The following is a 14,766-nucleotide window of genomic DNA, read 5'->3' as shown; positions in this document are numbered from 1 at the left end:
CACTGGCTACAAGCATCGGCCCGCCGCGCTCCAAGGGTTTTGCCGGTAGCAAAGGGCGGAAAAGTTTCGCTGAAATTATGATCTGGAGCAGTTTGGCAACGGGATCGGCTTGTGTATGCTCCGTCCACGTTTCGGGCGCACGCCCTCCTTATAAGAACAAGAACGTTGCCCATGACCCTCAGCTCCGAACTGTCGGGCCCCTCTGTGGAACCCCGGGTTATCCGCAAGCACTATGCCGTCGAGATGGCGGTCGAGCGCACGCGTCTGCTGTATCAGGGCTCGTTGTTGCCCACGCTGTTCATGTTGATCAATGGTTTGGTCTGCGCCGCTTTGCTCTGGAGCCCGCAGCGCTATTTCGTGGTCAGCGTCTGGCTGGTGTGGTTGCTGTCGCTGGTCGCGTTGCGGGTGATTCAGGTCGCAGCGTTCGACTCGGCAATTCCTGATCGTCAGGCGCAACCGATCTGGCGGCGGATGTTTCTGCTCGGCTCGACCATGACCGGCCTGACCCTGGCAGGCGCCGGCATCGCCCTGGTGCCCGCCGACAACTTCATTCAGCAGGCGTGGGTGTTCGGCCTGATCGGCGCCGCGACCCTGTCGGCCAGCGTCGCCTACGCGGTGAGCCTGCCGGCGTTTCTGTCGTTTACCTTGCCCTGCCTGTTGCCGGCGATCGGTTATCTGTTCTGGGGCGGTGACGAGCAGGCGCGCGGCTGGGGCTGGCTCGGATTGATCTTGCTCGGCTCCTTGAGCGTGGTGGCGTGGCAGGTCAATCGGCTGATTGATCGCGGTTTGCTGCGGCGCTTCCAGAATCAGCACTTGATCGAACACTTGCAGCAAACCCAGTCGCGCAGCGAGCAGCTCAATCTAGAGCTGGCGAAGGAAATCGACCACCGGCGCTGCGCCGAGGGCAAATTACGCGAAGCCCAGGTCGAACTTGAAGACCGCGTTGCCCAGCGCAGCCGAGAGCTGGATGCCGCCAATCAGGCCTTGAGCAAAAGCGAAGCACGCCTGGCGCTGGCGTTGAAGGCCAGTGAGTTGGGTCTGTGGGACTGGAACCTGCAAACCGACGAAGTCCACCACACGCAGATTCAGGAACTGTTCGGCCTCGCTCCGGAATACGTCACGGCGCTCCTGCGCGACCTCAAACCACGCCTGCATCCAGACGATGTGCCGACGCTGAAATACGCGTTGATCGAGCATTTGAAGGGGCGCACCGAGGACTATCAGATCGAATACCGCGTGCGTCACAGCGATGGCCATTGGGTGTGGATCGAGGACCGTGGCCGCGCCGTAGAGCGCAGCGACAGCGGTCGGGTGATTCGCATGGTCGGCACCCGGCGCGACATCAGCGCCAGTAAAAGCCTTGAAGAGCAGCAACGGCTGGCGGCGACGGTGTTCGAAGCGGCCAGTGAAGGCATTGTGATTCTCGATCCGAACTACGCACTGATTGCAATCAATCAGGCGTTCAGCCGGGTTACCGGTTACGACATCGAGGACATGCTCGGGCGCAACGTCGTCGAGCTGCCGTGCAGTCGAGATGCCCGCCGTCATTACGTGGCGATCCGTCATGCACTGGAGCAGCACGGCAGTTGGCAGGGTGAACTGGTCGAAACCCGCAAGAACGGCGAGCTGTATCCGCAGTGGCTGCAACTCAATGCGGTGCGTGATGGTCGGGGAAACGTCAGCCATATCGTCGGCTTCTTCGCCGATCTGTCAGCACGCCGCGAATCTGAAGAGCGCATGCGTTACCTGACCCATTACGACGAACTGACAGGGTTGGCCAACCGCTCACTGTTCCGCGAACGCCTGCATGAAGCGCATCAGCGCTCCCGTCAGGGCCGGCGCAGTCTGGCGCTGCTGCACATCAATCTCGATCGATTCAAATTGCTTAACGACAGCCTTGGCCATGAGATTGCTGACCAGTTACTGCAGAAAATGGCGCGCCGCTTGGTCAACGCCTTGCCGGAAGCGGACACCATCGCGCGGTTGTCCGGCGACGAGTTCGCCGTGCTGTTCGATGCCTACGGTAACCTGTCGAGTCTGGCTCGGGTCGCCACGCGCCTGTCGAGCAAATTGCGCCTGCCTCTGACGGTTGAAGGGCATGAGCTGGTGGTCAGCGCCTCGATGGGCATCAGCATGCTGCCGGATAACGCCCGGGAGATTTCTGCGCTGGTCAGCCAGTCGAACATGGCTATGCAACACGCCAAGCATCTGGGCGGCAACAACTTCCAGTTCTACACCGACAGCCTGCAAGCCAGCACCCTTGAGCGCTTGCAGCTGGAAAATCAGTTGCGCAAAGCCATCGAAGAAAAGCAGCTCAAAGTGTTCTATCAACCGAAGTTGTGCCTTGAAACCGGGCGGTTGAATGCCGCGGAAGCGCTGGTGCGTTGGGATCATCCGAGCATGGGCCGGGTGCCGCCGGGGGATTTCATCGGGTTGGCCGAGGAAACCGGTCTGATCGGCCCGATCGGCGAATTCGTCCTGCGTCAGGCTTGCTGGCAGGCTTGTGAATGGCAGCGTCAGGGGCTGGAGCCGATCCGTGTTTCGGTGAACCTGTCGGTGCATCAATTGCGTCAGGGCAAGCTGGTCAGCCTGGTGCGGCAGGTGCTGGAGGAAACCGGTCTGGCGCCGCACTGCCTCGAACTGGAGCTGACCGAAAGCCAGTTGCTCGATAGCGTCGAACACATCATCGCGACCTTCCAGCAGTTGCGTGAACTGGGCGTGAAACTGGCCATTGACGATTTCGGCACCGGCTATTCGTCGTTGAGTTATCTCAAGCGCATTCCGGTGGATTACGTGAAGATCGATCAGGCCTTCATTCGCGGGTTGGGTGAGGGCAGCGAAGACGCGGCGATCACTCGGGCGATCATTGCCATGGCCCATGGGTTGTCATTGAAAGTGGTAGCCGAAGGGGTCGAGCGCCAGGAGCAGCTGGATTTTTTACGAGCTGAGCGTTGCGATGAGGTTCAGGGTTATCTGATCAGCCGGCCGGTCGAGGCTGCCAGTCTGGCCGGGCTTTTGCGCGATCAGAACAATCCGTTTTAAGGGCTACATGCGCTCCATCGCGCCTGATACGGGGACATGGAGTTACGCATTGAGCAGGCAAAAAGCCAATTCATGTAGTATAACTACAAGCGTGCTACATCCTTGCCCATAAGAAGAGTCCAGCCCCTTGAATCTGCTGCAACACATCGCCCAGTCACGTCACCTGTTACGCAAGTCGGAGCTCAAGGTCGCCGACCACGTGCTGCTTGACCCTGCGGCGGTGATGCACAGTTCCATGGCCGACCTGGCCCACAGCGTCGGCATCAGTGAGCCGACCATCGTGCGCTTCTGTCGCGCCATCGGTTGCTCCGGTTTCCAGGATCTCAAGCTCAAACTGGCGCAAAGCCTGGCCGCTGGCGCCAGCTTCGGTCAGTTCGCGATCCATGAAGACGACTCGGTTGCCGATTACAGCCTGAAGATTTTCGACACCACGTTGCACACCTTGATGGAGGTTCGCGAGAAGCTCGACCCTATCGAGTTGCAACGTGCGGTGACGTTGATGTCGCAGGCGCAGCGGGTTGAATTCTACGGTTTCGGCGCGTCGGGCGCGGTGGCGGCGGATGCACAGCACAAGTTCTTCCGTCTGTTGCTGACCGCAGCGGCGTATTCCGATCCGCACATGCAGGCGATGTCGGCGGTGACGTTGAAGCCGACCGATGTGGCGATCTGTATTTCCCAGTCCGGGCGCTCCAAGGACTTGCTGATCACCGCCAATCTGGTGCGTGAGAGCGGCGCTTCGCTGATTACCTTGTGCCCGAGCCAGACGCCGCTGGCCGAACTGTCGACCGTCAATCTGGCAATCGATGTGCATGAAGACACGGAAATCTATACGCCGCTGACTTCGCGTATTGCGCACCTGGTGGTGATTGATGTGCTGGCGATGGGCGTGGCCATGGCGCGCGGGCCGAGTCTGGTCAACCACCTCAAGAGCGTGAAGCGCAGTTTGCGCAGTTTGCGTTTGTCCCCAAAAGCCGCCAAAGCCCTGGATGATTAAGATCAAAAGATCGCAGCCTTCGGCAGCTCCTACATGTGGAATGCGATACCTGTAGGAGCTGCCGAAGGCTGCGATCTTTTGCTTTACGACGGTTACTTTCATCAAACCGTCATCCCCCACGCCTATCGTGAAACTCCCGTACTCGCCTTGGGAGAATCGAAATGGCTCAGCCCTACGAAGAACGCAACAGCGCCGCGAAAACCCGTCGTCAGCAGGAAGACCAGCGCCGCATGGAGTTTCGCCGCGCTATCGAAGATCGCTTCGAACTCCGCCAGCTTCAGGCCGAAATCGGCGATTTTCCTGAGATCACTCACTGGCAGGCCGCTCCCGTAGCTTCCCGTCGAAGCGCTCAACCAGCGCGCTGATCTGCACCCGTTCGCTGCGGATAAACGCCAGGAAGGCGTGTGCCACCGGGGACAAGCGTTTGGCTTTGGCTTGCACCAGGCACCAGCTACGCAAGAGCGGCAGTTCCTCGACCGGCAACTCGACGAGGCCGCCGGTCGCCAGTTCCAGGTTCAGGGCGTGGCGCGTCAACAGCGCCAGGCCCAGACCCGCTTGCACACATTCACGTTGTGCTTCGGCCGAGGCCACTTCCTGGGTCTGGGTGAAGTGCACGCGTTTCTCTTTGAAATATTCCTCGCACGCCAACCGCGTCCCTGAACCGGGTTCGCGAATCAGCAGCGTGTAAGGCTCAAGATCTTGCAGGCGTAGCGGCCCCATGTGCGCCAAAGGATGATCCGGGCGCGCCACCGCTACAATCGGGTTATTGAGGAATGGCAAGAACTCCAGGCCCATGTCCTGTGGCACCATCGACATGATCACTAGATCGTCGCGGTTGTCCGACAGCCTGCGAATCACCTGGCCACGGTTGACCACGGTCAGTTGCAGATTCACTTCCGGGTGCTGGCGCTTGAACGCGGCGAAAAGGTGCGGGACGAAGTATTTGGCGCTGGATTCGACTGCCAGTTTCAGCTGACCTTGCAGCGAACCCTGCATGTCCGACAGTTGCATGTCGAGGTTTTCCAGGCGCCCGAAAATGTCCCGACTGGCGCGCTGCAAGGCTTCAGCGGCCTCGGTCATGTAGAGTTTTTTACCGACATAATCGAATAATGGCTGGCCGATCAGCTCTTCGAGCTGACGAATCTGTAGGCTGACGGCCGGTTGGGTGAGGGACATTTCCTCGGCTGCGCGGCTGTAGGAGCGTAAATCACACACTTCATTGAAGATCTGCAGTTGACGCAATGTCATACGCATCAAGGACTTACGCATTTTTTCAGGCTCTGACAGCTGGCGGATGTTTCAACTATAAGTCTTTGCTTATGCCTGACCCAATTTTTATTCATTTTTGTTAATCCCTCATGAGCGCTAGTGTGGACCTGCGACTAAATTGAAACATTTGGTCACGCGTCGACCTGGGTCTAGCAGGTCGTGGTGCCACCGGCTCAAGGGAACCTCCAAGTGATAACAAAGATCCTGATCGCCAACCGTGGTGAGATTGCCGTACGAATCGTGCGAGCCTGCGCCGAAATGGGCATTCGCTCGGTTGCGATTTTTTCCGACGCCGACCGTCATGCGTTGCATGTGAAGCGTGCGGACGAGGCCCACAGCATCGGTGCCGAGCCACTGGCCGGTTACCTGAACCCGCGCAAACTGGTGAACCTGGCGGTTGAAACCGGCTGCGATGCGTTGCACCCCGGCTACGGTTTCCTCTCGGAAAACGCCGAGCTGGCGGACATTTGCGTCGAGCGCGGAATCAAATTCATCGGTCCGTCGGCAGAAGTCATTCGCCGCATGGGCGACAAAACTGAAGCGCGCCGCAGCATGATCAAGGCCGGGGTGCCGGTCACGCCGGGCACTGAAGGCAACGTGGCCGACATCGAAGAGGCCTTGGCCGAAGGTGACCGCATCGGTTACCCGGTGATGCTCAAAGCCACTTCCGGTGGTGGCGGTCGCGGTATCCGTCGCTGCAACAGCCGCGAAGAACTCGAACAGAATTTCCCTCGGGTGATTTCCGAAGCGACCAAGGCTTTCGGTTCTGCCGAAGTGTTCCTGGAAAAATGCATCGTCAATCCCAAGCACATCGAAGCGCAGATTCTCGGCGACAGCTTCGGCAACGTCGTGCACCTGTTCGAGCGTGATTGCTCGATCCAGCGTCGCAACCAGAAACTCATCGAAATCGCCCCGAGCCCGCAACTGACCCCGGAACAGCGTGCCTACATCGGCGACCTGTCGGTGCGTGCGGCCAAGGCTGTAGGTTACGAGAACGCCGGTACCGTGGAGTTCCTGCTCGCCGAGGGTGAGGTGTACTTCATGGAGATGAACACCCGGGTGCAGGTGGAACACACCATCACCGAAGAGATCACCGGGATCGACATCGTCCGCGAGCAGATTCGCATCGCTTCCGGCCTGCCGTTGTCGGTGAAGCAGGAAGACATCCAGCACCGTGGTTTCGCGTTGCAGTTCCGCATCAATGCCGAAGACCCGAAGAACAACTTTCTGCCGAGCTTCGGCAAGATCACCCGTTACTACGCTCCCGGCGGTCCGGGCGTGCGCACCGACACAGCGATCTACACCGGCTACACCATTCCGCCGTTCTACGACTCGATGTGCCTGAAACTGGTTGTGTGGGCACTGACCTGGGAAGAGGCGATGGATCGTGGCCTGCGTGCGCTGGACGACATGCGTCTGCAAGGCGTGAAGACCACCGCCGCGTACTACCAGGAAATCCTGCGCAACCCGGAATTCCGTAGCGGCCAGTTCAATACCAGCTTCGTTGAAAGCCACCCTGAACTGACCAACTACTCGATCAAGCGCAAACCCGAAGAGCTGGCCCTGGCCATCGCCGCCGCCATCGCCGCCCACGCAGGCCTGTGAGGAATACAACAATGTCCAAAAAGATTTTTGTCACCGATACCATCCTGCGCGACGCTCACCAATCGCTGCTCGCCACCCGCATGCGCACCGAAGACATGCTGCCGATCTGCGACAAGCTCGACAAAGTCGGCTACTGGTCGCTGGAATGCTGGGGCGGCGCGACGTTCGACGCCTGCGTACGCTTTCTGAAAGAGGACCCGTGGGAGCGTCTGCGCCAACTGCGTGCGGCACTGCCTAACACGCGTCTGCAAATGCTCCTGCGCGGGCAGAACCTGCTCGGCTATCGCCACTACAGCGACGACGTGGTCAAAGCCTTCGTCGCCAAGGCTGCGGTGAATGGCATCGACGTGTTCCGGATCTTCGACGCGATGAACGACGTGCGTAACCTGCGCGTGGCCATCGAAGCGGTGAAAGCGGCCGGCAAACATGCCCAAGGTACCATCGCTTACACCACCAGCCCCGTGCACACCATTGACGCGTTCGTGGCGCAAGCCAAGCAGATGGAAGCCATGGGTTGCGACTCGGTGGCGATCAAGGACATGGCGGGTCTGCTGACTCCATACGCCACCGGTGAACTGGTGCGTGCGTTGAAAGCCGAGCAATCGCTGCCGGTGTTCATCCACTCGCACGACACGGCCGGTCTGGCGACCATGTGCCAGCTCAAGGCCATTGAAAACGGCGCCGACCACATCGACACCGCAATCTCCAGTTTCGCTTCGGGCACCAGCCACCCGGGCACCGAGTCGATGGTCGCTGCACTCAAAGGTACCGAGTTCGACACCGGCCTGAACCTCGAACTGCTGCAAGAGATTGGCCTGTACTTCTACGCCGTGCGCAAGAAGTACCACCAGTTTGAAAGCGAGTTCACCGCCGTCGACACCCGCGTGCAAGTCAACCAAGTGCCGGGCGGGATGATCTCGAACCTAGCCAACCAATTGAAAGAGCAGGGCGCCCTGAACCGCATGGCTGAAGTCCTCGCGGAGATCCCGCGTGTGCGTGAAGACCTTGGCTTCCCGCCGCTGGTGACTCCGACCTCGCAGATCGTCGGCACCCAGGCGTTCTTCAACGTGCTGGCCGGCGAGCGCTACAAGACCATCACCAATGAAGTGAAGCTTTACCTGCAAGGCGGCTATGGCAAAGCACCGGGCGTAGTGAACGAAAAACTGCGTCGTCAGGCGATCGGCAGTGAAGAGGTCATCGATGTGCGTCCGGCCGATCTGCTCAAGCCGGAAATGACCAAGCTGCGTGCCGATATCGGCGCACTGGCCAAGTCCGAAGAAGACGTGCTGACCTTTGCGATGTTCCCGGACATCGGGCGCAAGTTCCTCGAAGAGCGTGCCGCCGGCACCCTCACGCCGGAAGTGCTGCTGCCGATTCCAGAGGCTGGCGGTGTGACGAAGGCTGGCGGTGAAGGCGTGCCGACCGAGTTCGTTATCGACGTCCACGGCGAAACCTACCGCGTCGACATCACCGGTGTTGGCGTCAAGGCTGAAGGCAAGCGTCACTTCTATCTGTCCATCGACGGCATGCCGGAAGAAGTGGTGTTCGAGCCGCTCAACGAGTTCGTCAGCGGTGGCAGCAGCAAGCGCAAGCAAGCCTCGGCGCCGGGCCACGTCAGCACCACCATGCCGGGCAACATCGTCGATGTGCTGGTCAAGGAAGGCGATACCGTCAAGGCCGGCCAAGCTGTGTTGATCACCGAAGCAATGAAGATGGAAACCGAAGTCCAGGCGGCGATTGCCGGCAAGGTCACCGCGATTCATGTGGCCAAGGGTGATCGGGTCAATCCGGGTGAAATCCTGATCGAGATCGAAGGCTGAGATAACGGCCGCGATCCAACGCTTTAAACCTCGGGGGGGCATGTGCTCCCCTTTTTTTTGCGTTTTTTAACCCTGTAGGAGCTGCCGAAGGCTGCGATCTTTTGATGTTGTTTTGGGTTAATAAAAACAAAGGTCAAAAGATCGCAGCCTTCGGCAGCTCCTACAGAAAGCGTTGTGTCAATCAGAACGCCATGCGCCATTGACCCATCACACCGTGGGTGCGGCTGTCAGTGGCCATTTCAGCGGTGAGACCCACACCGACCGTATGATTGGCAGACAGACCGAGGTCGAGGCCGGCATCCACCGACAGGCTGTTGCGATCCAGCGCTGCCCCGGCAACCTCAAACCGCTTGCCACCCTTGACCAGTTGCTGGCGGGTGTCGTTTTCGATCTCGCCGAAGGTGTGCTTCCAGCCGGCACTGAATCGCGGTGTCAACGTCATGCCGTTATCCAGCCGATTGATTTTTGCCGTGCGCAGGCCGAAGGTGCTGCTGAGATTGTCGCGGGTTTGCCCAAAGACCTTCAGCGCCGCATCCCCACCTTTTTCGCTGTAGCTGTCGCGCTGGTAGCGCTGATAGCCGAGGCTGGCGAACGGTTCGAGCGTCGCGTTGTGCCGGCCAATGTTGACCGCCAGTTCGGCAAAGGCTTGCTGAGTGTTGGCGTCGTAATTGCCCTTGAGGCGATCACTGAAGCCGTTGAAGGCCACGCGGCGTTTGCTGTCGCCGTCATGACTGGCATAGGTTGCCCCGAGACGCAGTGAGAACGGTCCATCCTGGCGCACGGCGTAGGCGCCGAGGTGCCAGCTGTCGAGGTCGCCATCGTACTGGCGGGCGTCGAGTCTGGTCTGCGATTTTCCGCCGACCAGGCCGACATGCCATTGCTCATCGAGCCGCCAGTCGGCGCCCATGACCAGACCTTGGGTCGCGTGTTTCAGGGTGCTGTCGAACTCGCGGTCAACCTTGCCGCCATGGCCGAGCGCTTGAATCCACACCCGGCCGGAATCGGCAGCGCCAGCGGCCTGACGCGGCGAGTTGCCGGAACCGTAGGCAGAGCCGTAACGGCTATTCAGTTGCTGCATGGCCGAGAGCATGCTCGCGCTCACGGGTGTGATGCTGCTCAGGGTGGCTTTGGCGAGATTGGCGTTGCTGCCGGCGGCGAGTTGTTCGATGGCGACGGGGGCGGTGGTTTTGTCGCTGGTCAGGAGCGCGGCGACTGCAGCGTTTGCAGGTTTTAGTGGCGCAGGGGCGGGCGGTTCGGCGGTCTCGTTAACTTGCGCAATAAGAGCTTCGTCCTGCATTGGCGCTGGGACGGATTCTGCAACGGGAGTCGACGCTGAAGGCGGAACTGGAACTGGAACTGGAACTGGTGCGGATGCCGTCAGTGGCGTTTCGGATGGCGCAGGCGTTTGTGGTTCGACAATGCTGTCGGCAACCGAACGACCGTTGCCTGTCGTGGCAACGCTTGCAAGTGGCTCACCGTTACGGGCGTAAGTCAGCCCTACGGATTTTTTGTTGTATTGAGGTGTGGCGGTCATGAAGGCGAGGTTGTTAAGGACCTTACCGAATTCACCTTCCACATTGCCGGCTTCGATGATTTTGTACTGTTTGCTTGGCGGATATTCTCCCGAAGCGGCAACGACATTCAGAGTGGCGCCTTCCAGCCTGGCGGTGCCATCGACTTTGATCGTTTGACTGCCATCGGGAGTGACCTCGTAAGCCAGTTCGGCGGTTGGAGACAGGCGCAAATTTCCTTTGACTCGCGGACTGCCTAGCGCTCCATTGACGGTAAGCAGGCCGTCGACCTCCAAGCCTCCCACCGCACCTTTACCTGCAAAGCTGCCACCCCTTGCGACATAGACGTCGCCCTTGATGCTTCCCAAGTTATTCAGAGCGGTCCCACTGTTCACCAGCACACCTTCCTTGAAGTCTCCCTTGGAACTCGACGTCCAGGCTCCTCGAGCGAGAAACAGACCGTTGAAGTTACGTGTGTCTTTCAACTCTCCGCCTTCAGCGGCATTCAAAAAGAGGACGTTATCCCCCTCGCCACCATCCAGCAGGCCCGTAAAGCTTGCGCCGTCCGTGAGCGTGATCAGATCGTTTACAGCGGTACCTTTAAAAGTTTTTTCAGGGGTTTCAAAAGCGATGGGCACCGTACTTGGGGCAGTGAGAAATGCCCTGAGTCGTTCAAGCGCCATTTCTTTATGGCTGGTTTCGGACGATTCTGCAGCATCCATTATTGCGGGTGAATCAGCGACTTCAGAGGGTTGCTGAGCGTTGGCGAACGCTACGCAACCCAGAGCCAGCGAAATGGCCAAAGCCAAGTGTTTTGGCTTGAAAGTGTGTTGAAGGGGCATCAGGTGGGGCCTTTTCTGAAAGGAGACCCAACTCTATTGATGCACCGAAAAAACCGATGTCGGCTGCTTCCCGCACGCTTGCAGGCGACATCGCATCGTTTTGTAGAAAATGACCGCGTGATCTGGAACCCGGAGTTTTGCTCGGCTGCAGCGGCTCTTTTTCCTACAGCCAATCAAGACCCCGTCGTCTGTTCAATCTCAAAAACTCATCTGCCACTGCCCGATCAACCCGTGATTGCGGCTGTTGCTGCCAATCTCACCGCTGTATCCCACACCCAACGTGTGCCGCGCAGAAATCCCCACGTCCAGTCCGGCCTCCAGCACCAGGCTGTCGCGATCCAGCGAACTGCCATCGACGCTGAATGCCGTGCCGCCAATCACAAACGCCTGACGCGTCGAGCTGCTGACATCGCCGTAAGTGTGTTTCCAGCCAGCAGCCATGCGCGGGGTCACGCTCATGCCGTTGTCCAGGCTGCTCAGTTGTGCCAGGCGCAGGCCGAAGGTACTGCTGAAGTTGTCCTGGGTCTGGCTGTCGACTTGCAGCGCGGCGGCGCCGCCTTTTTCCTTATAGCTGTCGCGGTGGTAGCGCTGATAACCGAGGCTGACGAACGGCTCGGCGCTGAGGCGGCCGCTGCCCATGGCGTAACCAAGTTCGGCGAAGGCTTGCTGGCTGTCGGCGTCGTAGTCGCCTTTCGGGCGATCGTTGAAACCATTGAAGGCGATGGTGCGTTTGCTTTCGCCCTGATGGCCGCTGTACGCCGCACCGAGGCGCAAAGCGATCGGGCCGTTCTGGTGCAGCGCGTAGACGCCGGCGTGCCAGCTCTCGACGTTGCCGTCGACACCGGTCGCGTCCAGATCGGTTTTCGAATAACCGCCCAGTACGCCCAGGCGCCACGCTGGATTCAGTGACCAGTCGGCGCCCAGCACGCTGCCCTTGGTGCGTTGTTCGAGACCGCTGCTGCCGTGTTCGCCATCGAGCTTGCCGTAGCCGCCGATGCCTTGCAGCCAGAGCCGGCCGCGAGCGTTCGGGTCATTCAGATTGCGTGCTTCGGACGGCACGCCATTGGCCGCCAGCACGGGGGTGTCACGCTGATCGAGACCGACCATCAGTCCCGTGCTGCCACCCATTTGCTGCATGGCCGAGAGCATGCTGCTGCCGACCTGACTGCTGGCGCCGAGGGTGGCGCTGGTCAGGTTGGCGTTGCTGGTGCCGGCCAGTTGCTCGATCGCCGCGCCGGCCGTGCTTTGGCTGGTGTTGAGCAAGGCGTTGTACAGCGCATTGTTTTTACCGATCGAGGCCAGGCTGTTGGCGGCGTTGCTGCCGTTGCCGGTCGTGGCGAACTCATTGAAAGCCACGTCATTGCGCGTGTAGGTCAGGTCGATGTGGGTTGGCGTGTAGGCGAGGGTCGGAGTCAGGAACGCATAGTCGCTGCTGACCTTGCCGAAGGTGCCGTTGATCTGCGCCGCTTGCAGCACGGTGTAGTGGCTTTGCCATGGATAGGTGCCGCTGCCGGGATTGACCGCGAGCGTTGCGCCATTGAGATTGGCGATGCCGCCGACCTGTACCGGCGCGCTGCTGCCATCGGCATTGACGCCGTAGGCGAGGGTGGCTGCGCTGCCCATGTTCAAATCACGAGCGATGGTTGCACGGCCGAGGTCAGTGTCGGTGCGCAACGTGCCGTTGACGTTGAGATTGCCTACCGAACCGCCACCGGCATACACGCCGCCGGCATCCACGGACAGGTTGCCGGCGATGCTGCCCTGATTGATCAGCGTTGCGCCGTTGCGCACTGCACCGCCGTCGCTGAAGTCGCCGCTGCCTGTGAGTGTCCACGCGCCTTGCTTGACCTCCAGCCATTCGAAGTTGCGACTGGCGCCGAAGCTGCCACCGGCCGCGTCCTCCATCACCACGCGGTCATAACCGCTGCCGCCATCCACCACGCCGACAAAGCGACTGCCGTGGCGCAAGGTCAGGCTGTCGTTACCGCCACCCAGATCCAGCGCCAGGCCATTGCTGCCACTGATCGTTCCGCCGTTGATAACGTCGTCGGCGAATTCACCGACGAGCTTCACGCCGAAACCGTTGAGGCCTTGAATGGTGCCGAAGTTTTCCAGCGTGGTCGCCGCCAGCCCCGAGCCGCCGCTGCCATCGTCCACCAGAATGGCGCTGTCGGCACCGCTGATCAGTGCACTACTGGCGTTGAGAATGTAACCGCCACCCAGCGCGATACCTTCACTGCCGTTGGCGAAACCACCCTTGTCCACACCGCCCGCACCGACGCCTTGAATGGTCCCGTAGTTTTCGATGTGGGCGATCTTGTCGATGTCCACACCGTCGCCGTCACCGTTCGCTTGCAAGCCTGAGTAGGCGCCGGTGATGGTGCCGTGGTTGATCACCGTGCCATCGCCGTCGGAACCAAATCCGGAACCATTGCGGCCGGTGATCTGCCCGTAGTTGATCAGCGTTGCGCCAAGATCGGTGGTGATGCCGTGCCGGCCACCGGAAATCACTCCGTAATTGGTCACACTGACTCCGCTCGCGGAGTCGATATCGATGCCATCGAACTTCTCGTCGGCATTGTGCGAATCGCCGGTGGAAATCTCGCCGTAGTTGGTAATGCTCGCGTTGGCGCCGGTCTTCATGCCGTCACTGGCGTCGCCGCGAATCAGCCCGCCGACGCGGTTGATAATGGTGGTCTTCACGCCGTCACTGCGCAGCGCATCGAGGTCCAGCCCCTGGCCGGTGGTGGAGCGAATCACGCCGCTGTTATCGATCACCAAACTGCCGCTGACGAAATTGCTGTCGATGCGCAAAGCATCGTTGGCGCCGAGAATCTGCCCGCCGCTGCGGTTATAGATTGTGTAGTTGCGCGTCTGGCTCAGATCACCGCTGCTGTCGATGGCCCGGCCGCCGCTGGAAATGACTTTGCCGGCGTTATCGATCACCACACCTGCACCACTGGTCTTGTCTTTCAGGCTCACGGCCTTGCCGCTGTTGGTGATGCTGCCCGGCGCGGAAATCGTCAACGTATCGTTGCCACCCAGCGTTTGCGCTGCCGTGGTGGCGGCGTCGATCTGCACGGTTTTGCCGTGGGCTGCCGTGGCAGCGATCAACAGGGCAATGGCAAGGGACAGACGCTGGGGCGGGAACGGCATGGTCGGACGGCCTTTTTGTTATAAGCGGGCCGTCCTGTATAGCGAAGGGTTTTTACAGAATGATGTCGGTTGCTGATCTGCATTGTTTTGCATTCAGATTTCGCTTGCCAGGAGTAAATCTGCATTTTGTTGCAGATTTTGGCGTTCTATCAGGCTTTGAATGCACTACATTGCATCCGGATCAATGAAGGCTCTGTTGAAATGTATTTAAAAGTAGAGGAAATGAAAGCGTGGGATCTGCAATGAGCCTGACGGTAGCTGAGCGCATGGCGCTCATCGAAAGCATCCAAGAAGCGCTGGCCGACGGGACATTGGACATCAGCGAAGCCGTCCGCCGTTTACGAGTGGAGGTGACAGGGCTGCATCAAATCCAATTCGCTAAGATGTGCAAAATTTCGGTCCGCACGTTGATACACATAGAGCACGCTGAGGGTAATCAGACGTTGAGGTCGTTGGACTCAATATTCCGATTGTTTGGCCTGAAAATGGGCGTTGTGCGGGTACGCCGAGAGCCCCATTAAAACCCG

General features: G+C 59.7%; 9 protein-coding genes. 6 read left to right on the top strand and 3 right to left on the bottom strand.

Annotated features, from left to right (window positions below; all coding sequences use genetic code 11):
* Nucleotides 1-171: 171 nt before the first annotated feature.
* The 3 genes from ACRRSD_RS15045 to ACRRSD_RS15035 all read left to right on the top strand — a co-directional run bounded on the left by ACRRSD_RS15045 (nucleotide 172) and on the right by ACRRSD_RS15035 (nucleotide 4,401).
* Nucleotides 172-3,042 carry a putative bifunctional diguanylate cyclase/phosphodiesterase gene (locus tag ACRRSD_RS15045; protein ID WP_435034135.1) on the top strand — a complete coding sequence of 957 codons (2,871 nt, stop codon included), beginning with the start codon at nucleotides 172-174 and terminating at the stop codon, nucleotides 3,040-3,042.
* 127 nt (nucleotides 3,043-3,169) lie between these two features.
* Entirely contained in the window at nucleotides 3,170-4,036 is an 867-nt protein-coding gene (gene hexR / locus ACRRSD_RS15040; RefSeq protein ID WP_008078846.1) for a transcriptional regulator HexR, read from the top strand.
* 161 nt (nucleotides 4,037-4,197) lie between these two features.
* Entirely contained in the window at nucleotides 4,198-4,401 is a 204-nt protein-coding gene (locus ACRRSD_RS15035) for a PA3496 family putative envelope integrity protein (protein WP_150694310.1), read from the top strand.
* Here the strand turns inward: ACRRSD_RS15035 and ACRRSD_RS15030 are convergent.
* The gene (locus ACRRSD_RS15030; protein ID WP_435034134.1) at nucleotides 4,343-5,305 is read right to left on the bottom strand and encodes a LysR family transcriptional regulator; all 963 of its coding nucleotides are present in this window, start codon (nucleotides 5,303-5,305) and stop codon (nucleotides 4,343-4,345) included. The two genes, ACRRSD_RS15035 and ACRRSD_RS15030, sit on opposite strands and share 59 nt — an antisense overlap.
* A 189-nt stretch (nucleotides 5,306-5,494) precedes the next feature.
* On the opposite strand from ACRRSD_RS15030, the gene ACRRSD_RS15025 reads away from it, so the two are divergent.
* Nucleotides 5,495-6,910, top strand: a complete 1,416-nt coding sequence (locus ACRRSD_RS15025) for an acetyl-CoA carboxylase biotin carboxylase subunit (RefSeq protein ID WP_435034133.1) — start codon at nucleotides 5,495-5,497, stop codon at nucleotides 6,908-6,910.
* Nucleotides 6,911-6,921: 11 nt separating this feature from the next.
* On the top strand, nucleotides 6,922-8,730 hold the full coding sequence (oadA, locus tag ACRRSD_RS15020) for a sodium-extruding oxaloacetate decarboxylase subunit alpha (RefSeq protein ID WP_435034132.1): 1,809 nt from the start codon (nucleotides 6,922-6,924) through the stop codon (nucleotides 8,728-8,730).
* 181 nt (nucleotides 8,731-8,911) lie between these two features.
* Here oadA and ACRRSD_RS15015 read toward each other — a convergent pair whose 3' ends face one another.
* A complete protein-coding gene (locus ACRRSD_RS15015) occupies nucleotides 8,912-11,083 on the bottom strand; it encodes an autotransporter outer membrane beta-barrel domain-containing protein (RefSeq protein WP_435034131.1) in 2,172 nt (723 codons plus the stop codon).
* A gap of 198 nt (nucleotides 11,084-11,281) precedes the next feature.
* Nucleotides 11,282-14,239, bottom strand: a complete 2,958-nt coding sequence (locus tag ACRRSD_RS15010) for an autotransporter outer membrane beta-barrel domain-containing protein (RefSeq protein ID WP_435034130.1) — start codon at nucleotides 14,237-14,239, stop codon at nucleotides 11,282-11,284.
* Nucleotides 14,240-14,481: 242 nt separating this feature from the next.
* On the opposite strand from ACRRSD_RS15010, the gene ACRRSD_RS15005 reads away from it, so the two are divergent.
* Nucleotides 14,482-14,760, top strand: coding sequence for a helix-turn-helix domain-containing protein (locus ACRRSD_RS15005; RefSeq protein ID WP_435034129.1), 279 nt, complete (start codon nucleotides 14,482-14,484; stop codon nucleotides 14,758-14,760).
* Nucleotides 14,761-14,766 lie beyond the last annotated feature (6 nt).

The organism is Pseudomonas neuropathica (assembly GCF_051174785.1).
GTDB lineage: Bacteria > Pseudomonadota > Gammaproteobacteria > Pseudomonadales > Pseudomonadaceae > Aquipseudomonas > Aquipseudomonas neuropathica_A.
This window is presented reverse-complemented; position numbering and strand designations above follow the sequence as displayed.